Here is a 22,822-nt window from a genome sequence, read left to right as displayed (position 1 = left end):
GCCCCGCCCCGCGCCTCCCGGCTGCGCCCGGTCGCGTCCGCGCCGCGGGCTGGCGTCGCACGTTGCACACGCACGAAGCGACATCCCACCCGTCGTTCGACGGGTGGGATGTCGAAACATGCACGCGCACCTTCTGCGTGTGCATGATCCGACGATGCACGCGTCGTTCGACGGGTGGGATGTCGAAAGATGCGCACGCACCGATCGCGGCCCGCCGCCGCCCGCCGCGCCGCCTACCCGCGCGCGTCGCCCTCGACCACCAGGTCCCGCACCACACCCGGCAGCTCGGCGATCAGCGCCGTCATCGTGAACGGTCCGCCGCCGGACGCCCGCCGCGCCGCGATCCCGTGCACCACCGCGGCCGACGCGGCCAGGTGCGCCAGGTCCGACGGGGACAGCGCCCCACCGGACGCCTCGGCCGCACCCTGCCGTGCCGCGACGAGCGCTCCGAGCACCCCGCCGAGGACGTCCCCGGCGCCGGCGGCCGCGAGCCACGGCGTCGCCGACGACGCCACGAGCCGCACGGACTCGTCCGGGGTCGCCACGTGCGTCGCCGAGCCCTTGAGGAGCACGACGCTGCCCGTCTGCGCCGCCGCCCGGAGCGCCGCGGCTGCCGGGTCCTGCTCGATCGACTCCCGCGGGACGTCGAGCACGCCGGCGAGCTCCCCGGCGTGCGGCGTCAGCACCGCGAGCGGCCCGAGCTCCACGAGCGGGATCGCCCCGGCGTCCACCACGACCGGCACCCCGTCGTCGGAGGCGTGGGCGAACCCGTCCGCCGTCGTGTCGTCCAGGTCGTCCAGCGACCCCGCCGAGATCCCCGACCCGACGAGCCACGCCTGCACCCGCCCCACACCGGAGACGACCTCGGGGCGCCGCGCGAGCACGTGGTCGGACGCCCGCGACGGCCCGACGTACCGGACCATGCCGACACCGGTGTGCACGGCCGCGTCGACGCCCATCACCGCGGCACCGGGGTACTGGTCGGAGCCGGTCGCGACGCCGAGCACACCCCGGCGGTACTTCGTGGACTCCCCGTGCGGAGCGGTGGTCCAGGCGGCGGCATCGGTCGGGGCGAAGGGGACGAAGTCGTTCACGACCGCCACGTTACGGTGGAGCGCATGAGCCTGTTCCTGCCTGGTCGCGTGGTGGTCTTCGACTACGGCGAGGTGATCAGCCGGACGCCGCACGCCTCCCGCGACGCCCTGGTCGATGCCACGGGAGTCCCTGCCGACGAGCTGTTCCCCGTCTACCAGGAGCTCCGCCACGACCTCGACCGCGGCGACCTCTCCGTCGTCGCGTACTGGCGGGCGATCGCCGAGCGGACGAACCGGACCTGGAGCGTCGCGGACATCCACCGGTTCTGGGCGATCGACTTCACCGGCTGGTTCGAGGTCGAGCCGGAGACGCTCGCGATCGTCGAGGAGCTGCACGACGCCGGCACCCGCCTCGCGCTGCTGTCGAACGCCGGCTTCGACTTCGGCGACCCGTACCGCCGCTCGCCGATGGGGTCCCTGTTCGAGACCGTCGTGGTCAGCGCCGAGGAGCACGTCCTGAAGCCCGCCCCGTCCATCTACCGCGACACCTGTGCGCGTCTGGGAATCGACGCTGGTCAGATGGTGTTCGTGGACAACAGGGCCGAGAACGCCGCCGGCGCGGAAGCGATCGGGGCGGTCGGCCACCACTACACATCGGCCGCCGGGCTCCGCGCGTTCCTGCAGGGACTCGCGGACGCCGGGACGACCGTCGAGAAGGAGCCCGCGTGACGCACGCCCTGTTCGAACCGATCACCATCCGTGACCTGACCGTCCGCAACCGCATCTGGGTCTCCCCGATGTGCCAGTACTCGGTCGAGGCGCAGGACGGCGTCCCGACGCCGTGGCACCTCGTGCACCTCGGCGGGTTCGCCAAGGGCGGCGCCGGTGCAGTCGTGGTCGAGGCCACGGGTGTCGTGCCGGAGGGCCGGATCACCCCGCAGGACGTCGGGCTGTGGAACGACGAGCAGCGTGACGCCTTCAAGCCGATCGTCGACTTCATCCACGAGCAGGGCGCGGCCGCCGGCATCCAGCTCGCCCACGCCGGCCGCAAGGCGTCGACCTTCCGCCCGTGGGAGGACGCGCGCGGTTCCGTCCCCGCCGACCAGGGCGGCTGGGGCACCGTCGCCCCCTCGGCGGTGGCCTTCGACGGCTACGCCGAGCCGCGCGAGCTCGCGACCGAGGACATCCGCGTCGTCGCGCTGGCCTTCGCCGCCGCAGCACGTCGCTCGGTCGAGGCCGGGTTCGACCTCGTCGAGATCCACGCGGCGCACGGCTACCTGCTGCACCAGTTCCTCTCCCCGCTGAGCAACCACCGCACCGACTCGTACGGCGGCTCGCTCGAGAACCGCGCCCGCGCGCTGCTCGAGGTCGTCGACGCCGTCCGTGCCGAGGTCGGCGACGGGTACCCGGTCGTCGTCCGGTTCTCGGCGACCGACTGGGTCGACGGTGGCCTCACCCTCGACGAGACCACGCAGGTCGCGCGCTGGGCCGCGGAGCACGGCGCCGACCTGGCCGACGTCTCGACCGGCGGCAACGTCGCGAGCGCACCGATCCCGGTCGGTCCCGGCTACCAGGTGCCGTTCGCCGAGGCGATCAAGCGCGACGCGGGCATCGGCACGATCGCCGTGGGCATGATCTCCGGGGCGTTCCAGGCCGAGCAGGTCGTCGCCACCGGACAGGCGGACGTCGTGATGATCGGTCGCGAGTTCCTCCGCGACCCGGCGTTCCCGCTCCGTGCCGCCGTCGAGCTCGGCGTCGCGATCGACTACGAGCCGCAGCAGTACCACCGCGCCCGCGTCACGGCGTAGGCCGGTCTGTCGGGCGCGGGTCGCGCCTCCAGGCGGTCACCGGCCGGTCTGGAGGCGCGACTCGCGTTCTGTACGGATTCTCGGCTTGGCCGCGCACCACGCAGTACGATTGGCACCACTGTGGACGATCCCCCGAATAGTTCTTCGCCTCACTCATCCGCCGCTCACTCGGTGAGCTGCACTCCCTCGCGCCCTGCGGGAGGTGAATCATGAGTCCGATCGACGTCGTCATGCTCATCGGCGGCATCCTGCTGACACTCGGCACCGGCGTCTTCGTCGCGTCCGAGTTCGCGCTCGTCAACCTCGACCGCGCCGACGTCGAGGCCCGCCGAGACCGGGGCGAGACCGGTCTCGCGCCCGTCATCGGCGCGCTGAAGGTCACCTCGACGCACCTGTCCAGCGCCCAGCTCGGCATCACGCTGACGACGCTGCTGACCGGCTACCTGCTCGAGCCGTCCATCGCGACGCTGCTCGAGGCGCCGTTCCTGGCGATGCGGCTACCGGAGGCGGTCGTCGAGACCGTCGGGTCCATCGTGGCGCTCGTCATCGCGACGCTGCTGTCGATGATCCTCGGCGAGCTCGTGCCGAAGAACTTCGCCCTCGCCCTCCCCCTGCAGACCGCGAAGCTCGTCGTGCCGCTGCAGGTCGCCTTCACGACCGTGTTCAAGCCGGCTGTCGCCCTGCTGAACGGCACCGCGAACGCCGTGCTCCGGTCGATGGGCATCGAGCCGCAGGAAGAGCTGTCCGGTGCCCGGAGCGCCGAGGAACTCACCTCGCTGCTCCGCCGTTCGGCGTCCGAGGGCTCCCTCGAGCAGGACACCGCGACGCTCCTCGAACGGACGATCTCGTTCTCCGAGCTGAGCGCCAGCGACGTGATGACCCCGCGTCCGCGCCTCTCCACCATCCGCGTGTCAGCGTCGGCCGCCGAGGTGCTCGACCTCGCTCGACGCACCGGCTTCAGCCGCTTCCCCGTCATCGAGGAGGACGCGGACGACGTGGTCGGGATCGTGCACGTCAAGCAGGCCGTCGCCGTGCCGCGCGAGAAGCGTCCGGAGGTGCCGGTCGGCGCCCTGATGACCGACGCCGAGCGGGTGCCCGAGACCATGCCGGGCGACACCCTGCTCGCCGAGGTCCGCAGCCGCGGCTACCAGATGGTCATCGTCGTCGACGAGTACGGCGGGACCGCCGGGGTCGTCACGCTCGAGGACCTCGTCGAGGAACTCGTCGGCGAGGTCTCCGACGAGCACGACCGCGCCCGGATCGACGTGGTCCGCTCCCGCAACTGGCTGACGTTCCCGGGGCTCCTCCGACCGGACGAGCTCGAGGACCGTGCCGGCGTGACCGTGCCCGAGGACGGCCCGTACGAGACCGTCGGCGGCTTCATCATGTCGACGCTCGGCCGCCTGCCGGTCGTCGGTGACGAGGTCGCCCTCGACGACGGCGTGTTCCGGGTCGAGCGGCTCGACGGGCGTCGGGTCGACCGGATCCGCTGGACACCGACGCCGACGGAACCGACACCGGAGTCCGCGCCCGCCACGGGCATCATCATCCCGGTCACGAAGACGAAGGGGGCAACTCGATGAGCTCCGACTGGTGGGGGATCTTCTGGCTGTTCGTGCTGCTGGCGGGGAACGCGTTCTTCGTCGCCGCCGAGTTCGCCGTCATCTCCGCGCGCCGTTCCCAGATCGAACCCCGAGCGGAAGCGGGCTCCCGCGCCGCGCAGATGACCCTGTGGGCGATGGAGCACGCCACCCGCATGCTCGCGACCACGCAGCTCGGCATCACCGTGTGCTCGCTGCTCATCCTGAACGTGTCCGAGCCGGCGATCCACCACCTGCTCGAGGTCCCGCTGCACCTGACCGGGTGGAGCGTCGAGGTCATCGGCGTCCTCGCGTTCGTGTTCACGCTGCTGCTCGTGTCGTTCCTGCACGTGGTGTTCGGCGAGATGGTCCCGAAGAACATCTCGTTCTCGATGCCCGACCGTGCGGCCCTGCTCCTCGTGCCGACGCTCTGGTACATCGGCCACGGGCTGCACTGGGTCGTGGTCGGCCTGAACGAGGTCGCCAACGCGGTGCTCCGGCTGTTCCGGGTCGAACCCAAGGACGAAGCGGTCAGCGCCTTCACGGTGGAGGAAGTGCAGACGATCGTCGAGCAGTCTCGCCGCGAGGGCACCCTGACGGATGCCGGCGGCACGCTCCGGATGGCGTTCGAGTTCACCGAGAAGAAGGTCAAGGACGTCGCCGTCTCGATGGCCGAGCTCGTCACGCTGCCCGACGACGCCACCCCCGGCGACGTCGAGCGCGCCGTCGCCCAGCGCGGGTTCTCGCGGTACGTGCTCGTCGGCGCCGACGGCGACCCCACGGGCTACGTGCACGTGAAGGACGTCATCGACCTGCGCCCGGACGAGTACGACGAGCCGGTCCCGCCGAAGCGCATCCGGCAGCTCATCTCGCTCTACACGGAGATGGACCTCGAGGACGCGCTGGCGACGATGCGTGCCGCGGGTCGCCACGTGGCGCGGGCCTTCGACGCCGACGGACGGACGGTCGGCGTGCTCTTCCTGGAGGACATCCTCGAGGAGCTCGTCGGCGAGGTCGAGGACGCCACCCGGCGCCGGTAGACGCACGGCGCGGCGCGGCCGGCGGCCGGCGGCCGGTTCGCGACAGCGACAGTGCGCAGCGGAGCTGCCCCGTCTGGTCCACGAAAGCGACAGATCCCTGCGAACCTTCCGCAGGGATCTGTCGCTTTGGCGAGCGGCGCGGGCCTGGAGGCGCGGTGCCAGCCCGCCCCGCGCCTCCAGTCCGGCGGGCGCTACCAGCTGACGGGCAGGGGCTTGCCCTCTTCGTAGCCGGCGGCGGACTGGATGCCGACGAGCGCCCGCTCGGAGAACTCGGCCAACGAGGACGCGCCCGCGTAGGTCGCCGAGCTGCGGACGCCGGTGGTGATCATGTCGAGCAGGTCCTCGACGCTCGGGCGCTCCGGGTCGAGGTAGATGGTGGACGACGAGATGCCCTCGGCGAAGAGCGCCTTGCGCGCCCGCTCGTACGGGTCGAGCCGCTCGAAGCGCTCACGGACGGCCTTCGCGGAGGCCATGCCCCAGCTCTCCTTGTAGGCCTTGCCCGCGGTGTCGCGGCGGAGGACCCCGGGTGCCTCGAGCGTGCCGGCGAACCACGAGCCGATCATCACGGCCGAGGCCCCCGCGGCCAGCGCGAGCGCGACGTCGCGCGGGTACCGGACGCCGCCGTCGGCCCAGACGTGCGCGCCGAGCGACCGTGCCGCGGCGGCGGTCTCGAGCACGGCGGAGAACTGCGGGCGACCGACGGCGGTCATCATGCGCGTGGTGCACATGGCGCCGGGTCCGACCCCGACCTTGATGATGTCGGCGCCGGCGTCGACGAGGTGCGCGACGGCGTCGGCGGTGACGACGTTGCCCGCGACGAGGGGCACGTCGAGCCCGAGGGCGGCGACGGTGCGGAGCGCGCGGAGCATGCCCTCCTGGTGCCCGTGGGCGGTGTCGAGGACGAGCACGTCGACGCCGGCCGCCGCGAGGGCCTGTGCCTTCGCGGCGACGTCGCCGTTGATGCCGATCGCCGCCGCGACCCGGAGACGACCGGAGGCGTCGACGGCCGGCGTGTAGATGTCGGAGCGGATCGCGCTCGTCTGGCTGGTGGTGCCGACGACCTTGCCGTGGCGCATCACCGGGGCGAAGTCGACCCCGGCGGCGGTGAGCACGTCGTACACGTGGCGGGGGGTGCCGGCGTCCTCGGCGTCGATCGCCGTCGAGGGGCCGTGCAGCAGGTCGCGGAGCGTGGCGTCCGGGCCCGGGGTGCCGAGCCGTCCGGCGGGCACGCAGCCGAGGTACTCCCCCGCGGCGTCGCGCACGACGACCCCGCGCCCGGCGACGGGCAGGAGGTGCTCGTTCGCCTCGGCCACGGTGGTGTCGGCGCCCATGTCGTACGCGGTGTCGAAGTCGACCGGCTGGTCCTTGACCCAGCGGATCGCGGCGTCGAGGTCCTGCAGGTGCATGTCCTGCGGCAGCACACCGAGCCCGCCGCGACGGGCGAGGGTGGCGGCGAGGCGCGGGCCGGTCACCGAGTTCATGTTGGCGCTGACGATCGGGATCGTGGCACCGGAGCCGTCGTTCGCCCGGAGGTCCACGTCGAAGCGGCTCGTGACCGCGGATCGGCTGGGCACGAGGAAGACGTCGGAGTAGGTCAGGTCGTGTGTCGGCCGCGTCTCGTAGAACCTCATGGCCCCCACTGTACGGCTCTGCTGGGTGGCCGGTCTGGACGGTCCGGCAGGGCTCCGGCGCGACACGCGGGACCCCTGCCAGGAGGCCCGACTCGCGTCGTGCCTGACACCGAACGGACATCTGCGAGCGGCTAGGCTGGGCATCTGTGCGGGGCAGGGTTGCCGCGCACGACACACACGAGCATCTATCGACGGAGAGTGGGCGATCGGCTGTGTCGAGCCATCTGACCGGAACGGACGAGACCGCGGGCGAATTCGGGGCGAACGAGTGGCTCGTCGACGAGCTCTACGAGCAGTTCGTCGCCGACAAGGACTCGGTCGACAAGTCCTGGTGGCCGGTCCTCGAGAGCTACCACCGCACGCAGGCCGCCGACGCTCCAGCAGCCGCCGCTCCGGCTCCCGCCGCTGCTGCTCCCGCCCCGGCCCCCTCGGGCACGGCCCCCGCGGAGCAGTCGTCGACGCAGCAGCCCGCCACCGGTGACGGCCCGGGCGAGGCCAAGTCCGGCCCGATCCAGGCGAAGACCACGTCGCGCCAGCCGACCCCGCAGCCGATCCCGGCCGAGGCGAACGACGAGGCCGACGACCACGAGGAGACCCACGAGGACGTCGCCACCCCGCTCCGGGGCATGGCGAAGACCCTGGCGTCGAACATGGACGCCTCGCTCACCGTCCCGACCGCGACGAGCGTGCGGACGATCCCGGCGAAGCTGATGATCGACAACCGCATCGTGGTGAACAACCACCTGCGCCGGGCCCGCGGCGGCAAGATCTCGTTCACGCACCTCATCGGGTGGGCGATGGTCCAGGCGCTCAAGGACTTCCCGAGCCAGAACGTCTTCTACGAGGAGCGCGACGGCAAGCCCTTCGTGGTGCAGCCGGCGCACGTCAACCTCGGCATCGCGATCGACGTCCCGAAGAAGGACGGCACGCGCTCCCTGCTCGTCCCGAGCATCAAGCGCGCCGAGACCCTGACGTTCGGCCAGTTCCTCTCCGCCTACGAGGACCTCGTCAAGCGCGCCCGTGACAACAAGCTCACGCCGACCGACTTCCAGGGCACGACGATCTCGCTCACCAACCCGGGCGGCATCGGCACCGTGCACTCCGTGCCGCGACTGACGAAGGGGCAGGGCGCGATTATCGGCGCCGGCGCCCTCGAGTACCCGGCGCAGTTCCAGGGCTCCGCCGACAAGACCCTCGTCGAGCTGGGCATCGGCAAGACGATCACGCTGACGAGCACCTACGACCACCGCGTCATCCAGGGCGCCGGGTCGGGCGAGTACCTGAAGAAGGTGCACGAGCGCCTCATCGGTGAGCACGGCTTCTACGAGGGCATCTTCTCGGCGCTCCGGATCCCGTACAAGCCGATCCAGTGGGCGAACGACATCAACGTCGACCTGGCGCACCGGGTCAACAAGACCGCGCGGGTGCAGGAGCTCATCAACAGCTACCGCGTCCGCGGACACCTCATGGCGGACATCGACCCGCTCGAGTACCGGCAGCGCACGCACCCGGACCTCGAGATCGAGAGCCACGGGCTGACCTTCTGGGACCTCGACCGCGAGTTCGTCACCGGCGGTCTGGCGGGCACCACGAACGCACCGCTCCGCGACGTCCTCGGGATCCTGCGCGACGCCTACTGCCGCACGGTCGGCATCGAGTACATGCACATCCAGGACCCGGAGCAGCGCCGCTGGGTGCAGGCCCACATCGAGGTGCCGTATTCGAAGCCTTCGAAGGACGAACAGCTCCGCGTTCTCGGCAAGCTCAACGAGGCCGAGGCCTTCGAGACCTTCCTGCAGACGAAGTACGTCGGGCAGAAGCGCTTCTCGCTCGAGGGCGGCGAGTCGACGATCCCGTTCCTCGACACCCTCATCCAGCACGCCGCGACGTCGGGCCTCGACGAGGTCGCGATCGGCATGGCGCACCGCGGCCGGCTCAACGTGCTGACGAACATCGCCGGCAAGACCTACGGCCAGATCTTCCGTGAGTTCGAGGGCTCCTCGCTCCCCGGCGCCGTCTCCGGACAGGGCTCCGGCGACGTCAAGTACCACGTCGGCACCGAGGGCGTCTTCCGCGCGAGCGACGGCACGGCCATCCCGGTCACGATCGCCGCGAACCCGTCCCACCTCGAGGCCGTCGACGGCGTGCTCGAGGGCATCGTCCGCGCCAAGCAGGACAGGGAGGCGCCGGGCACGTTCGGCGTGCTGCCCGTGCTGGTCCACGGCGACGCGGCGATGGCCGGGCAGGGCGTCGTGGTCGAGACCCTGCAGATGTCGCAGCTGCGCGGGTACCGCACCGGCGGCACCGTGCACCTCGTCATCAACAACCAGGTCGGGTTCACCACCCCGCCGGAGTCGGCGCGCAGCTCGGTGTACTCCACCGACGTCGCGAAGACGATCCAGGCGCCGATCTTCCACGTCAACGGCGACGACCCCGAGGCCGTGGCCCGCGTCGCCGAGCTGGCGTTCGCGTACCGGCAGGAGTTCCAGCGCGACGTCGTCATCGATCTCATCTGCTACCGCCGCCGCGGGCACAACGAGGGCGACGACCCCTCGATGACGCAGCCGATGATGTACAACCTCATCGAGGCGAAGCGCTCCGTCCGCACCCTCTACACCGAGGCCCTCGTCGGCCGCGGCGACATCACGCAAGAGGAGTACGACGAGGCGCACCGCGACTTCCAGGACCGCCTGGAGCGCGCCTTCGCCGAGACGCACGAGGCGCAGACCGGCACCATCCCGGTGATCCAGGTCGACGACGACGGCGCGGTGCAGGGGCTCGAACGCCCGGCGGCGCAGCGCGACGACTCCGAGAACGAGGTGCACGACACCGCGGTGTCCGAGGACCTCGTCCGGGCGATCGGCGACGCGCACAGCAACCCGCCGGCGGGCTTCTCGATCCACCCGAAGCTGCAGCAGCTGCTGACGAAGCGCACCGACATGACGCGCAACGGCGGCATCGACTGGGCGATGGCCGAACTCATGGCGATCGGGTCGCTGCTCGTCGAGGGCAAGCCCGTCCGTCTGGCCGGACAGGACGCCCGCCGTGGCACGTTCGTGCAGCGCCAGGCGGTGTTCCACGACCGGGTGAACGGCCAGGAGTGGCTGCCGCTCGCCAACCTCACCGAGGACCAGGCCCGGCTCTACATCTACGACTCGCTCCTCAGCGAGTACGCGGCGATGGCGTTCGAGTACGGCTACTCCGTCGAGCGCCCCGAGGCCCTCGTCCTCTGGGAGGCGCAGTTCGGCGACTTCGCGAACGGCGCACAGACCGTCATCGACGAGTTCATCTCGTCCGCCGAGCAGAAGTGGGGTCAGCGTTCCGGCCTCGTGCTGCTGCTCCCCCACGGCTACGAGGGCCAGGGGCCGGACCACTCGTCGGCCCGCATCGAGCGGTACCTGCAGCTCTGCGCCGAGGACAACATGGTGGTGGCCCGGCCGTCGACCCCCGCGTCGTACTTCCACCTGCTGCGTCGTCAGGCGTGGGCGAAGCCGCAGAAGCCCCTTGTCGTGTTCTCCCCGAAGGCCATGCTGCGCCTCCGGCAGGCCACCAGCGGCGTGGACGCGTTCACGGACGGCACCTTCCAGGAAGTGCTGGACGACGACCGCGTGGCGGACCGGTCGGCCGTGCGCCGTGTGGTCCTGCACTCGGGCAAGGTCCACCACGACCTGCGCGCCGAGGTCGAGAAGCGCGGGGTGACCGACGTCGCCCTCGTCCGGCTCGAGCAGCTCGCACCGCTCCCGCTGGACCGCATCCTCGAGGTGCTCGGGGGCTACCCCGACGCCGACGTCGTGTGGGCGCAGGAAGAGCCGGAGAACCAGGGCGCCTGGCCGTTCGTCTGCATGAACCTCGGGCCGCACCTGGGTGGTCGACCGCTGTCGGTCGCCGCCCGTGCCGCGAGTGCCGCACCGGCGACGGGTTCGTCGAAGCGCTCCGCGCAGGAAGCCGCCGAGGTCATCGCGAAGGCGTTGGGCGCGTCGGCCTGAGCGTCAGGAAGCGCCCCGTCCAGGAGTCCGAAGGTCTCCGGCACGGGGCGCTCCGACGTTCGCGAGGAAGGTGACGGCTACGCGATCTTCGTGTAGCGCACACCGGCGTCGTGGTAGCCGCGCTTCTGGTAGAAGCGGTGCGCGCTGTCCGTCGCGGCCGCACTGACGGCGCTGAGGCGACGCGCGCCCTGCTCGACGGCCCACGTCTCGAAGGTGCCGATGAGCGCGGAACCGGTGCCGAGCCTCCTGGCGGTCGGGTCGACCACCAGCAGGAGGAGCTGCGCCGTCGGCTCGTCGCTCGCGTACGCCCACGTGACCTGCGCACCCGCGATCGCGATCGCGCGGCCGTCTTCGTCGCGGATCAGCCACGTGCGGTGACCGGCCTCGGGCGTGAGCCGTTCGAGGCGGGCCCGCATGGCGGACTCGTCGACCACGTGGCCGAGCAGACGGACGAGGGCGGCGACGTCAGCGACGTCCGTGTCGGACCAGGCGGTGATCGACTCGACGGAGAGGGTCATGCCCGCGACACTACCGACCGGCCCGGCCGTGTGACGACGACTGCCAGGACGCTCAGCGGTCCCCGCAGCCGTCACCGGAGCCGGAGGCTCAGTGGGTCGCCTGCTCCAGCCGGATGCGCGCGAGGATCTCGCCGCGAAGCTGGTCCGGGGCGGTCTCCTTGCAAGCACGGCGGACCGTCTCCATGAGCACGACACCGACCCGGTGCTCGGTGGTGCAGTCCTCGCACCCGTCCATGTGCTCGCGGATGTCCGCGGCGTCCTCGTGGCGGAGCTCGTCGTGGAGGAACTCCTCGAGCTCGGCCTTCGCCTTCGAGCAGTCGCAGCCGCTCATCGTGCTTCCTTCCCTTCGACGCGACCCGAGGTCGCGGCAACCTTCCGGCCCCGCCCGCGCATCGTCGCCGTCGACGCTGCGTCCGGGACGATGCCGGTCTCTCGTGCGTGGTCCGCCAGGAGCCCCCGGAGGAGCCGGCGACCACGGTGCAGGCGGCTCATGACCGTCCCCACGGGGGTCTTCATGATGTCGGCGATCTCCTGGTACGAGAACCCTTCGACATCGGCGAAGTACACGGCCATCCGGAAGTCCTCGGGGATGGCCTGGAGCGCGTCCTTCACGGCGGAGGACGGCAGGTGGTCGATGGCGTCGGCCTCGGCGGAACGCGCCGAGATCGACTGCGTCACGCTCTCCGCGCCGCCGAGCTGCCAGTCCTCGAGCTCGTCGATGGTGCCCTGGTACGGGTTCCGCTGGTTCTTGCGGTACGTGTTGATGAACGTGTTCGTGAGGATCCGGTACAGCCAGGCCTTGAGGTTCGTGCCCTGCTTGAACTGCCGGAACGCGGCGAACGCCTTGACGAAGGTCTCCTGCACGAGGTCGGACGCGTCGGCGGGGTTGCGGGTCATCCGCATCGCGGCGCCGTAGAGCTGGTCCATGAACGGCAGCGCCTGGTCCTCGAAGAGGGACCGGAGTTCGCCCTCGGAGACGGTCTTCGCATCGACGACGTCGGCCTCGGCGTCGTCCGCCGCCTCGCCGTCGCCCTCGAGCGCTTCGTGCTCCTCGGCGACCGCGTCGAGCTGCGCCTCGGTCTCCTCGACCAGGTCGTTCGGTACTTCGGCGTGCGGTTCGTCGGTCGTCATCGCGGCCAAGTCTAGGCCGAGCGGGCTCCGCCGCGCAGTGCCGAGCGGGCCGCGTGCCGCGACGCCGAGCGTGGTCGGCACGGCGTGCAGCACGGTGTCCGTGCCCGTCCGCTCTCGTGCGAGTGTTGCTGTCGCCACTGATCCTCCCGGTGCGTTCAGTACCCTTGTGAACCGATGGCAGCCACGACGCATTCCCAGCCCCGGACCGACCCCTGGACCGCACCGGTGGCGCGCGGTCCCCTGCGCGGCGACGTGTCGCTCCCGGGGTCGAAGTCGCTGACGAACCGCGAGCTCGTGCTCGCCGCCCTCGCCGACGGCCCCTCGACCATCCGGCTGCCGCTGCACTCCCGCGACTCCGCGCTGATGATCGCCGGCCTCCGCGCGCTCGGCGTCGGCATCGACGAGGTCGTCCCCGCCCCCGGCGAGCAGCCGAACCCGTACGGCCCCGACCTCCGGATCACGCCCGCGCCGATGCACGGCGACGTCCGCGTCGACTGCGGGCTCGCCGGCACCGTGATGCGCTTCCTGCCCCCGCTGGCCGCGCTCGCGGTCGGTCCGGTGACGATCGACGGCGACCCGTACGCCCGGAAGCGTCCGATGCACGCGATCATCCAGGCGCTCGTGGACCTCGGCGTCGCCGTGACGGACGACGGCGACGGCGCGATGCCCTTCTCCTTCACCGGGACCGGGTCCGTCCGAGGCGGTGCCCTGTCGATCGACGCCTCGGCGTCGTCCCAGTTCGTCTCCGGTCTGCTGCTCTCCGCGCCGCGCTTCGACGAGGGCCTGCACCTCACCCACGTCGGCGAGCGGCTGCCGAGCCTGCCGCACATCGACATGACGGTCGCGGCGCTCCGTGCCCGCGGCGTCCGCGTCGACGAGCCGGCCGTCGGCGAGTGGGTCGTGCACCCCGGTCCGATCGCCGCCCGCGACGTCACCATCGAGCCGGACCTGTCGAACGCCGCGCCGTTCGCGGTCGCCGCGCTCGTCGCGGGCGGCTCCGTCCGCATCCGCACCTGGCCGGCCGAGACGACGCAGGTCGGCGCCGACCTCGAGACGCTCCTGCCCCTGTGGGGGGCGACCGTGGTCCGTGACGGTGAGGACCTGGTCGTCGACGGCGGCGTCGGGATCCGGGGTGGGGCCTCCCTTCCGGGGCTCGAACTCGACCTGAGCCGCGGCGGCGAACTCGCCCCCGCGCTCGTCGCGCTCGCGGCGCTGGCCGCCGGACCGACGGAGGTCACCGGCATCGGCCACCTGCGGGGGCACGAGACGGACCGGCTCGCCGCCCTGGCCGACGACCTCAACCGGTCTGGAGGCGCGGTGCGCGAACTCGACGACGGCCTGCGGATCGAGCCGGCTCCGCTCCACGGCGGCGACTGGGCCGCGTACGACGACCACCGGATGGCGACGGCGGGGGCGATCGTGGGCCTCGTCGTCGACGGCGTCGCCGTCGACGACATCGGGACCACGGCCAAGACGCTGCCGCAGTTCCCGGAGCTGTGGGCCGCGCTGGTGGACTCGGCGTCCGCTCCGACGTCCGCTCCGGACGGGGAGTGAGCGCATGAGCTGGTGGGACGACGCCGACGGTGACGACTCCGACGTCGACGAGCCGTACGGGCAGTACGACGAGTCGAGCGTGCGGGTGCGTCCGAACCCGAAGGGCAACCGGCCGCGCACCAAGGTCCGGCCGACGTACGACGACGCCCCGGTCGGCTGGGTGACGAACGTCGACCGCGGGCGGTTCGGTGTGCTGATCGACGACCACGTCATCACCGCGACGAAGGCCCGCGAGCTCGGCAAGAAGTCCGTCGTCACCGGCGACCACGTGTCGCTCGTCGGGGACGTCTCGGGAGACCCCGGGTCGCTGGCGCGCATCGTGAAGGTCGCCGAACGGACCACCCTGCTACGGCGGAGCGCCGACGACTCCGACGAGGTGGAGCGCGTCATCGTGGCGAACGCCGACCAGATGCTCATCGTGGTGGCCGCCGCCGACCCGGAGCCCCGCACGCGACTCATCGACCGGTACCTCGTGGCCGCGTTCGACGCCGGCCTCGACCCGATCCTGTGCATCACGAAGACCGACCTCGCCGACCCGGCTCCGTTCCTGGCGCACTTCGCGTGCCTCGACCTCCGCATCGTCACGAGTCGGTCCGACGACGTGCCGTTCGCTGCCCTGCACGACGTCCTCGACGACAAGGTCACCGTCACCGTGGGGCACTCCGGCGTGGGCAAGTCCACGCTCGTGAACGCCCTGACCGGCTCGACGCGCGCGATCGGTGTCGTGAACTCCGTCACCGGGCGTGGCCGGCACACCTCGTCGTCGTCGATCGCCCTGCAGGTGCGGGACGGCGGCTGGATCATCGACACCCCGGGCGTCCGGTCGTTCGGCCTCGGGCACGTCGACCCCGCGAACGTGTTCCGGGCGTTCGCCTCGCACGCGATCACCGTCGCGCCGTCGGACAGCGGGATCCCGCTCGACCAGGCGCACGACTGGGAGATCGTCGACCGGGTGCAGGCCGGCGAGCTCGGGCCGACCGGGGTGGAGCGGCTCGACTCGTTCCGGGCGCTCCTGACCGGCATGGGTGCGTCCGACCCGGGCACGGAGTAGTCGGGGCCGGCCTCGCCCGGCGCGGCGTCGCGGCGACGCGGCGACCTGCCTCGCCGCGCCTCGTCGAGATCGCACAAAACGTCGCGCGCGGCGCGCTCGAGCGGCACGATGCGCGATCTCGGCGCCCGGCACGCGGCGTGTCGTGCGACCTCGGCGGCGCCGGCCTGACGACACAATCGCGCCCACGTTCCGCGCTCCCGCTCCCGCTCCCGCTCCCGCTCCGCCGAGATCGCACAAAACGTCACGCTCGGCGCCCGCGCACCGCACTTCCTGCGATCTCGGCGCACCGCCCGCGGCGTGTCGTGCCCGTTCGACGCCGGGCCGATAGGCCGTGCATGCGCATCGGCGGGGCGGCAGGGCGGCGAAGCGGCGCGTCCCCTCGCCGGAGCTGTCCGCTGAGATCGCACTTTGGCGACCGTCGGCGAGGCCGAGGTCCGCCGAAGTGCGATCTCGGCGTCGGCGACCTGGCCGAGCGATCTGGCTGAGCGCCGATGACGCACGCGGCGTGTCGTGCGACCTCAACAGCGTGGCTCGAGCGACGCCAGGTCGACAAGTGCGCATCGCGGTTGTACAGTTGCCCTTCGTGTCCGAAGTTGCAAAGTACAACTTTGCGTCGACCCCCGCCGTCGACGCTCCGTCCTCCTCCCCCGCGAGCTCCCACCAGCACGCGCACGCCGCACCCCGTACCCCGCGGTCGACCCGGCAGTCGAGTGCTCCGTCGGTCCTCCGCCCGCACGGCCTCGGCCGCGTCCTGCTGTCCTTCGGCTCGCACATCCTGGTGCCGCTCTTCCTCGCCGTCGGCATGGGTCTGGCGTACCTCGGCGCCTTCCACGCCCCGACCCCGCACGAGTTGCCCGTCGGCATCGTCGGCCAGGGCGCCGCGACCCAGGTGTTCGCGCAGACCGTGACCGACCAGTCCGACGGCGCGCTCGTCGCGCACGTGGTCGGTTCGGCAGCGCAGGCGAAGGAGCAGATCCGCGACCGCGACCTCGCCGCCGTGTACGCACCCGGCTCCACCAGCGCGACGCTCTACGTCTCCACCGCAGCCTCGGAGACGACCGCCAGCGCGGCGCAGAAGGTCTTCCTGCCGATCGCGTACCAGGCGCACCTGCCCTTCACGGTGCAGGACGTCGTACCGACCGGCGACGAGGACACCACCGGCCAGGGACTCTTCTTCCTCCTCGTGGCGCTGAGCGTCGGCGGCTACGCGTCGGCCATCGCGGTCGCCGCGTTCGCGACCCGGCTCCGCCCGCTCTGGACCGCGGCGGTCGGCCTCGTCACCGCCGGCGTCGTCGCGGGCATCGGCGTCGTCATCGCCGGACCGGTCTACGGGATCATCACGACGCACCAGTGGGAGGTCTTCCTGTTCGCGTGGATGTACGACGCGATCATCGTGGCGCTCGGCGTCGGGCTGCACCCGCTGCTCGGCCGGTGGACGACCCCGATCCTCACGATGCTGTTCGTGATGCTCAACTTCACGTCGTCCGGCGGCATCTTCCAGCCGGCCTTCCAGCCCGGGTTCTTCGCCGGCCTCAACACGTTCTGGAGCGGCGCCGCCTGGCTGCAGGCCGCACAGGACCTGCTGTACTTCCCCGGTGCCTCACTCGGCCGTCCGTCGCTCGTGCTCGCCCTCTGGCTGGCCGTGGCGGTGCTCCTCTGCGTCGTCGTGCACGGGCTCGTCGCCCGCCGCAGCAGGATCGCCCGCGAGCGCGAGGTCACCCGGCTCGAGGAGGAAGAGGTCGTCGCCGCGTAGGCCGCTACGCTGGCGGTCGTGGACCTCAGCGCCGACCTGGACTTCGCCCGCTCCCTCGCCGACACCGCCGACGCGATCAGCCTCGAGCGGTTCCGGGCGGCCGACCTGCACGTGTCCCGGAAGGCCGACAGCACGCACGTGACGGATGCCGACCAGGCCGTCGAGCGGGCACTCCGCGACCGGCTCACCGCCGAACGGCCGGACGACGCGTTCCTCGGCGAGGAGACCACGGCCGACACCGGCGCCGAGGCCGTCAGCGAGGGCCACCGGCAGTGGGTGATCGACCCGATCGACGGCACCGCGAACTACCTGCGCGGCGTGCCGGTCTGGGCCACCCTCATCGCCCTCGCGGTCGACGGCCGTCCGGTCCTCGGCGTGGTGAGCGCCCCGGCCCTCGGCAAGCGGTGGTGGGCGGCCGACGGGCTCGGCGCGCACTCGTTCGACGGGCCGCTCCGCGTGTCCGGCGTCGAGACCCTGGCGGACGCCAGCCTCAGCTACAACAGCATCCAGCAGTGGGACGAGGACGACCGGCTCGAGCCGCTGATCGATCTGTCCCGCAAGGTCTGGCGTACCCGGGCGTACGGGGACATGTGGCCGTACATGATGGTCGCCGAGGGCGTGCTCGACGTGGCGGGCGAGCCGGACCTCAAGCCGTGGGACATCGCGGCGCTCGTCCCCATCGTGGAGGAGGCGGGCGGCCGTTTCACCTCGCTCGACGGCGACCCGGGGCCGTGGCACGGCAGCGCCCTCGCGACGAACGGCCTGGTGCACGACGCCGTCGTCGAGGTCATCCGCCGCTAGCCCGGGGTGCTGCGGGCCGTCGGCGGTGTCGTTCCCCCGCGCCCGAGGCCGTTGCAGCCGCGCACGTGCGACTCGATCGGTGTCGTACGACGCCGACGATGTCGTTCCGAGTCAGAAGAACGACCCGAGCCGAACCACGCCGCACACCCGCACCGCTACGCAGCCGCCGGCTCCGACCGCTTCGCGGCCCGCCGCCGCACGACCAGGTCGCTGACGGCCAGCACGAGCGCGAGCGCCATGAGCGACACCGTGAACGTCGTCCCGCTCCGGAACGCGTCGTGGTACGCGTCCAACCGCGACGCCCCGCTCGCCCCCGCCGTCTCGCCGCGCACGATCCCGTAGAAGATGCTCGTCGCGACCGCGGTGCCGATCGCCGTGCCGACCCGCTGCCCGAGCTGCTGCATCGACCCCGCGACCCCGGACTGCTCGATCGGCACCTCGGCCAGGGTGAGCGTCTGGTTCGGCGACACCACGAAGCCACCGCCGAGCCCGCCGACGAGGAACGCTCCGGCCATGGCCCACGGCGTCAGCTCCGGCGGCGTGAGCGTCGCGGCGAGCATGAGCAGGACGAACCCGATCACGACGAAGCCGAGCCCGGCGACGACGAGCGCGCGACCGACCCGGTCGACGATCCGACCGCCGATGTACGAGCCGACCGCACTGGTCGCCGCGAACGGGATGCTCACCATGCCGGCGAACAGGGGCGCGAGTCCGAGTCCCTCCTGCAGGTAGAGCGTCACCATGAGGAACGACGCCGGCAGCGCGGCGAAGTACACCGCGACGATCGACAGCCCGTTGCGGTACGACGACAGCCGGAACAGCTCGAAGTGCACGACGGGCGACTTGCCGTGCGCCTTGTAGCGCCTCTCCCACCACACGAACGCCGCGACGAACACGGCGAACCCGACGAGCCAGAACCACCGCGTCTGGGAGTCGCCGGCGCCGGTCGTGAGCACGAACGGCAGCATCAGGGTGATGATCGCCGCACCGAGCAGCAGGATGCCGACGATGTCGAGCTCCCGGTCCTTCGCACGGCCCTGCGCACCGGCGGGCAGGAGCTTCACGGCGAACACCAGCGCTGCGATGCCGAGCGGCACGTTCATCCAGAACAGCAGCCGCCACCCGGACTCCTCGCCGCCGATCGCGATGAGGCCGCCGCCGATGGTCGGGCCGAGCGCGGTGGAGATGCCGATCATCGCGCCGAACAGGCCGAACGCCCGCCCTCGCTCCGGCCCGCGGAACAACTGCTGGACGAGCCCGATCACCTGCGGCATCTGGGTGCCGGCGGCGAACCCCTGCAGGATGCGCGTGACGATGAGGACCTGGATGGTCGGGGCGATCGCGCACAACAGGCTCGATCCGGTGAACACGACGAGCCCGACGATGAACAGCGCCCGACGGCTCTTCAGGTCCCCGAGGCGACCCGCCGGCACGAGCGCGAGCCCGAAGGCCAGCGCGTACCCCGCGACGATGAGCTGGAGGGACGAACTCGTCGCACCGAGTGACTGCTCGATCGACGGCAGCCCGACGTTGACCTTCGACAGGTCCAGGATGGTGAGCGCCGCGACGGCGACGCAGACGGCGAAGGCCCGCCACCGGGTGCGGTCGTCGGGGCGGGAGTCGGTCGGGGCGGTCGGGTCGGCGCTGGACATCCCATCCGTCGTACACCAGAGCGGACCGGAGCGGCCTGGAGCGGACCGGAGCGGACCGGATCGGCTCGGAACGGCCACAGTCGGTCCGGACCGGGGTGTACCCCGTTCCTGTACCACGGTCTCCGTCCCCCGACGACCGGATCACCCCCGCACGCCCCCCGAGGGGGGCACGTGGCCCCCCGGACTGGGGTCAGGAGGGGGGCAGATCAGATTGCGGAGACCGGCCATCCACGTTCGAACCTGAGTTATCGTGCTCCCAGGCGGCAGGTCAGGCGACGTCTCGGATTCCCTAGATCCGGGCAACAGCAGGACCGGTCGTGCTTCGTCCGAAGACCCTAACCCGAGGGGTGATACAGACGATGACTTCATCGTTCCCGAGCGGAACCGAGTGCACCCTCACTCGTCATCCGCATTCCGAAACCCGATCTGACCGTTCTGGCGCGCGTACCCTCGCCGCTTCTCGTCCGGCTCTGCGCGTGCCCAACGGCCGCGCCACGTCCCGGCTCTCCTCCTTCGCTGCATCCGCTTCCGGACCCGGAGGCCGGTGAGTCATGGGACTCACCGGTCGCCGTCTCGAGGTCGACCGGATCGCGACCCTCGCCGTACTCCCTCGGGAGTCCGCGATGGTCGTCGTCGGCGACCCTGGTTCCGGACGCAGTAGCGTCCTCGACGCGGTGTCCAACCGCGTCTCCCTCCCCGTCGTCCGCGTCGGTGTGAACGGGAGCGAATCCCACTGGCCCCTGGCCGGCGTGGCGTCGCTCTTCACCGCACTCGACGACCCCCGGGCGACGGCCCACATCGCGCACCTCCTGCAGGGGAACGCGCCCGCCGACCGGCAGACGCCGGGACTCGCGGCGGCGCACGACTTCCTCGATGCGGTGCACGCTCTCACCCTGCCGCCGACGCTCGTGCTCATCGACGACCTGGACCGCATGGACGTGGAGAGCCAAGAGCTCATCGCGTTCCTGGCGAGCCGGCTCGCCGGTACCGCACTCCGCGTCGTGGCCACGGTCCGCACGGTGCCGTCGAACGGTCCGCTCGCGGCCCTGCCGATGCTCCGGATCGAACCGCTGCCCGCGGACGAGGCACTCGTGCTCGCCCGTGCCATGGCTCCGGAAGAGGCGAACGACGGCGTCCTCGCCGTCCTCGCCGAGGAGACCGGTGGCAACCCCGGCGCGCTGCGCGAGCAGCTCGCCGTGCTCAGCCGCGAGCAGCTGAACGGCTCCGAGCCGCTCGTGCTGCCGCTCCGCCCCACGCCGACCACCGAGGCCATCGCGGCCCTGGCGCTCGGCACCGTCGCGGGACGCGATCTGGACGTCCTCGCACGACTGGCGCTCGTCCCGGTGGCGAAGACCACCGGGTGGGACCGGGACGAACTCGACGACCTGGCCAACGCCGGACTCACGTCCGTCAAGGGGCAGACCGTCTCCGTCCGCGATCCCCTCGTCCGCTCCGCGCTGTACTGGCGGATGCCGGCACGTGACCGGCGGGCAGCACACACCGAGATGGCCGCGGCGAGCGCCGAGTGCGATCCGCGTGCGGCTGCCTGGCACCGCAGCTTCGTCGACGACGTCCCCGACGTGGTCGCGCTGCTCCGGGCCGCCCGGTCCTACGTCGTGGACGGCAACGCCCAGGCTGCGGTCGTCCTCACCGAGCGTGCACTGCACATCGGCGGGGGCACCGAGGACGAGCACGGTGCGTTGCTCGGTGTCGCCGAGGCCCTGCTGGCGAACCGGCTGCTCGGCTTCGCCGCGCGGTACCTCGCCGCGATCCGTCCGTTCCGGGCGATGGCCGACGAGACCCGTCGTCTCCGCCTGGAGTACTCGGTGCAGTACCTGAGCGGTGACGCCGTGCACGCGGACGAACTCCTCGTGCCGGTCGACCCGACGAACGCCGCCGAGGCGGACGCCGTTGGTGGCCTGCTCGCGATGGTCGCCTGCTTCCGTGCCGAGGCGTGGGAGCTCGACCAGGCGAAGGACCTGCTCGCCCGTGCCGAACCGCTCCGCCGCTCGGCGTCGGTGCACACGGTGGAGATCACCGAGACGGCACGCGAGCTGATCGCCGCCGTCGAGGGCTCCCTGCCTGCCGACACGGAGCTGCACGACGGACTGTCGACCACGACGCTCGTCGCGATGTCCGACCCCGCCCTGCTGCTCCTCGCCCACGCGCTGAGCATCGCCGAGCGGTACCGCAGTGCACGCCGGGTCTTCGCCCTCGTCCTCGCACGGGGCCAGGAGGCGCAGCCGGTGTGGACCGAGGCGGCCCGCTACCTGTCCGCCGAGAACGAGGTGCGCTCCGGGAACTTCCGGCAGGCGCTCCGCGCGATCGACGTGTGGGAGGCCGGCTCGTCGGTCGTCGAACGGCTCCGTGAGCCGTCCCGCGCGATCGCGATCGCCTGGCGGCACTTCGCCGAGGGGCGCTCCGCCGAGGCGCTCGAGGTCGTCGACCGGTGCCTGGCGCAGCGATCCACGAACCGTCTCTGGGGCGCCACCGCCAAGCTGCACGCCCTCCGTGGTCGCGTGCTGCTGCTGGACGGCCGGCTCGATGAGGCCGCCGCGTCCCTGGAAGCCGCCGACGCCATCGGCCGGTCGCTCCGGAACCCCGCGGTGCTCCGGCACCTCGGCGACCTGGTGGAGGCGTACACGCGTCTCGACCGGATCGACGACGCCAGGACCGTCGCGGCCCGGTTGGCGGCGGACCACCACGCACGGCCGTCCCGCTGGGGTGCGCTCGTGCTGGCCCGCAGCCTGGCGCTCGTGGCCGACGACACCACCCGTGAGACCGCGCGTCGCCGTGCGCTGGAGCTGTTCCAGCCGCACGACTCGCAGTTCGAGCGGGCACGCACCTTCGCGGCCCTCGCGGCCATCGGCAGCACCACCGAGCGTCCGCGTCTCGGTGCGGCAGCCGCTGCGGCGTACGAGGCGGCGGGGCTCCGGCGTCCGCTCGCCACGCCGGTCGCGTCGGTGGCGATGCCGTCCTTCGGGCTGCAGTCGTCGCTCCGTTCCGGCCCGGTGCTGTCCGCGTCGATGCCGGGCACGCCCCGGAGCGCCCCGGACGCGTCGACGGTGCTCACCTCGCTCACCGCGGAGGAGCGCGCCGTCGTGCAGAAGGTGACGGAGGGGTACCGCAACCGCGAGATCGCCTCGTCGCTGTTCATGTCGCAGCGGACGGTGGAGCTGCGACTGACGCAGATCTACCGGAAGGTGGGAGCGCGCTCGCGGTCGCACCTGGTCGCGCTGCTCACGTGATCTGAACGCGACTCCACGACGGACTGGAGGCACGG

General features: G+C 71.9%; 16 protein-coding genes. 10 read left to right on the top strand and 6 right to left on the bottom strand.

Annotated features, from left to right (window positions below; translation table 11 throughout):
• Nucleotides 1-233: 233 nt before the first annotated feature.
• A complete protein-coding gene (locus tag BIU96_RS09840; RefSeq protein WP_071292445.1) occupies nucleotides 234-1,094 on the bottom strand; it encodes an ADP/ATP-dependent (S)-NAD(P)H-hydrate dehydratase in 861 nt (286 codons plus the stop codon).
• A 24-nt stretch (nucleotides 1,095-1,118) separates the two neighbouring features.
• Between BIU96_RS09840 and BIU96_RS09835 the strand changes: the two genes are divergently transcribed.
• The 4 genes from BIU96_RS09835 to BIU96_RS09820 all read left to right on the top strand — a co-directional run bounded on the left by BIU96_RS09835 (nucleotide 1,119) and on the right by BIU96_RS09820 (nucleotide 5,462).
• Entirely contained in the window at nucleotides 1,119-1,763 is a 645-nt protein-coding gene (locus BIU96_RS09835; RefSeq protein ID WP_071292444.1) for an HAD family phosphatase, read from the top strand.
• Nucleotides 1,760-2,842, top strand: coding sequence for an NADH:flavin oxidoreductase/NADH oxidase (locus BIU96_RS09830; protein ID WP_071292440.1), 1,083 nt, complete (start codon nucleotides 1,760-1,762; stop codon nucleotides 2,840-2,842). The genes BIU96_RS09835 and BIU96_RS09830 overlap by 4 nt, the downstream gene beginning before the upstream one ends.
• Nucleotides 2,843-3,051: 209 nt before the next feature.
• A complete protein-coding gene (locus BIU96_RS09825) occupies nucleotides 3,052-4,425 on the top strand; it encodes a hemolysin family protein (RefSeq protein ID WP_071292439.1) in 1,374 nt (457 codons plus the stop codon).
• On the top strand, nucleotides 4,422-5,462 hold the full coding sequence (locus BIU96_RS09820) for a hemolysin family protein (RefSeq protein ID WP_071292438.1): 1,041 nt from the start codon (nucleotides 4,422-4,424) through the stop codon (nucleotides 5,460-5,462). Before BIU96_RS09825 ends, BIU96_RS09820 begins: the two co-directional genes overlap by 4 nt.
• A gap of 191 nt (nucleotides 5,463-5,653) precedes the next feature.
• Here BIU96_RS09820 and BIU96_RS09815 read toward each other — a convergent pair whose 3' ends face one another.
• On the bottom strand, nucleotides 5,654-7,093 hold the full coding sequence (locus BIU96_RS09815) for a GuaB1 family IMP dehydrogenase-related protein (RefSeq protein ID WP_071292437.1): 1,440 nt from the start codon (nucleotides 7,091-7,093) through the stop codon (nucleotides 5,654-5,656).
• A gap of 212 nt (nucleotides 7,094-7,305) precedes the next feature.
• Here BIU96_RS09815 and BIU96_RS09810 point away from each other — a divergent pair, with 212 nt between their 5' ends.
• A complete protein-coding gene (locus tag BIU96_RS09810) occupies nucleotides 7,306-11,079 on the top strand; it encodes a multifunctional oxoglutarate decarboxylase/oxoglutarate dehydrogenase thiamine pyrophosphate-binding subunit/dihydrolipoyllysine-residue succinyltransferase subunit (RefSeq protein WP_175477506.1) in 3,774 nt (1,257 codons plus the stop codon).
• Nucleotides 11,080-11,156: 77 nt separating this feature from the next.
• Here the strand turns inward: BIU96_RS09810 and BIU96_RS09805 are convergent, their stop codons facing one another.
• The 3 genes from BIU96_RS09805 to BIU96_RS09795 all read right to left on the bottom strand — a co-directional run bounded on the left by BIU96_RS09805 (nucleotide 11,157) and on the right by BIU96_RS09795 (nucleotide 12,728).
• The gene (locus tag BIU96_RS09805; RefSeq protein WP_071292436.1) at nucleotides 11,157-11,597 is read right to left on the bottom strand and encodes a GNAT family N-acetyltransferase; all 441 of its coding nucleotides are present in this window, start codon (nucleotides 11,595-11,597) and stop codon (nucleotides 11,157-11,159) included.
• Nucleotides 11,598-11,685: 88 nt separating this feature from the next.
• Nucleotides 11,686-11,928 (bottom strand): zf-HC2 domain-containing protein, encoded by a 243-nt coding sequence (locus BIU96_RS09800; RefSeq protein ID WP_071292435.1) that lies wholly within the window; start codon nucleotides 11,926-11,928, stop codon nucleotides 11,686-11,688.
• Complete coding sequence (locus tag BIU96_RS09795) at nucleotides 11,925-12,728, bottom strand: sigma-70 family RNA polymerase sigma factor (RefSeq protein ID WP_071292442.1); 804 nt, start codon at nucleotides 12,726-12,728, stop codon at nucleotides 11,925-11,927. Before BIU96_RS09795 ends, BIU96_RS09800 begins: the two co-directional genes overlap by 4 nt.
• Before the next feature lie 174 nt (nucleotides 12,729-12,902).
• Here BIU96_RS09795 and aroA point away from each other — a divergent pair, with 174 nt between their 5' ends.
• The 4 genes from aroA (at nucleotide 12,903) to BIU96_RS09775 (ending at nucleotide 17,887) form a co-directional block, all read left to right on the top strand.
• The gene (aroA, locus tag BIU96_RS09790; RefSeq protein ID WP_071292434.1) at nucleotides 12,903-14,282 is read left to right on the top strand and encodes a 3-phosphoshikimate 1-carboxyvinyltransferase; all 1,380 of its coding nucleotides are present in this window, start codon (nucleotides 12,903-12,905) and stop codon (nucleotides 14,280-14,282) included.
• A gap of 4 nt (nucleotides 14,283-14,286) precedes the next feature.
• The gene (gene rsgA / locus BIU96_RS09785) at nucleotides 14,287-15,333 is read left to right on the top strand and encodes a ribosome small subunit-dependent GTPase A (RefSeq protein ID WP_071292433.1); all 1,047 of its coding nucleotides are present in this window, start codon (nucleotides 14,287-14,289) and stop codon (nucleotides 15,331-15,333) included.
• 583 nt (nucleotides 15,334-15,916) lie between these two features.
• Nucleotides 15,917-17,086, top strand: a complete 1,170-nt coding sequence (locus tag BIU96_RS09780) for a hypothetical protein (RefSeq protein WP_083402801.1) — start codon at nucleotides 15,917-15,919, stop codon at nucleotides 17,084-17,086.
• An 18-nt stretch (nucleotides 17,087-17,104) separates the two neighbouring features.
• On the top strand, nucleotides 17,105-17,887 hold the full coding sequence (locus tag BIU96_RS09775) for an inositol monophosphatase family protein (protein WP_083402800.1): 783 nt from the start codon (nucleotides 17,105-17,107) through the stop codon (nucleotides 17,885-17,887).
• Between the two features lie 155 nt (nucleotides 17,888-18,042).
• Here the strand turns inward: BIU96_RS09775 and BIU96_RS09770 are convergent, their stop codons facing one another.
• A complete protein-coding gene (locus BIU96_RS09770) occupies nucleotides 18,043-19,539 on the bottom strand; it encodes an MFS transporter (protein WP_071292431.1) in 1,497 nt (498 codons plus the stop codon).
• A gap of 551 nt (nucleotides 19,540-20,090) precedes the next feature.
• On the opposite strand from BIU96_RS09770, the gene BIU96_RS09765 reads away from it, so the two are divergent.
• Entirely contained in the window at nucleotides 20,091-22,787 is a 2,697-nt protein-coding gene (locus BIU96_RS09765; protein WP_071292430.1) for a LuxR family transcriptional regulator, read from the top strand.
• Nucleotides 22,788-22,822 lie beyond the last annotated feature (35 nt).

The organism is Curtobacterium sp. MCBA15_008, from assembly GCF_001865065.1.
Lineage (GTDB): Bacteria > Actinomycetota > Actinomycetes > Actinomycetales > Microbacteriaceae > Curtobacterium.
This window is presented reverse-complemented; position numbering and strand designations above follow the sequence as displayed.

Coding starts and splice junctions, on each gene's coding strand:
- BIU96_RS09820 (WP_071292438.1), top strand. CDS start 4,422: ATGAGCTCCGACTGGTGGGGGATCTTCTGGCTGTTCGTGCTGCTGGCG.
- BIU96_RS09835 (WP_071292444.1), top strand. CDS start 1,119: ATGAGCCTGTTCCTGCCTGGTCGCGTGGTGGTCTTCGACTACGGCGAG.
- BIU96_RS09765 (WP_071292430.1), top strand. CDS start 20,091: ATGGGACTCACCGGTCGCCGTCTCGAGGTCGACCGGATCGCGACCCTC.
- rsgA (WP_071292433.1), top strand. CDS start 14,287: ATGAGCTGGTGGGACGACGCCGACGGTGACGACTCCGACGTCGACGAG.
- BIU96_RS09825 (WP_071292439.1), top strand. CDS start 3,052: ATGAGTCCGATCGACGTCGTCATGCTCATCGGCGGCATCCTGCTGACA.
- BIU96_RS09815 (WP_071292437.1), bottom strand. CDS start 7,093: ATGAGGTTCTACGAGACGCGGCCGACACACGACCTGACCTACTCCGAC.
- BIU96_RS09770 (WP_071292431.1), bottom strand. CDS start 19,539: ATGTCCAGCGCCGACCCGACCGCCCCGACCGACTCCCGCCCCGACGAC.
- BIU96_RS09795 (WP_071292442.1), bottom strand. CDS start 12,728: ATGACGACCGACGAACCGCACGCCGAAGTACCGAACGACCTGGTCGAG.
- BIU96_RS09805 (WP_071292436.1), bottom strand. CDS start 11,597: ATGACCCTCTCCGTCGAGTCGATCACCGCCTGGTCCGACACGGACGTC.
- BIU96_RS09800 (WP_071292435.1), bottom strand. CDS start 11,928: ATGAGCGGCTGCGACTGCTCGAAGGCGAAGGCCGAGCTCGAGGAGTTC.
- aroA (WP_071292434.1), top strand. CDS start 12,903: ATGGCAGCCACGACGCATTCCCAGCCCCGGACCGACCCCTGGACCGCA.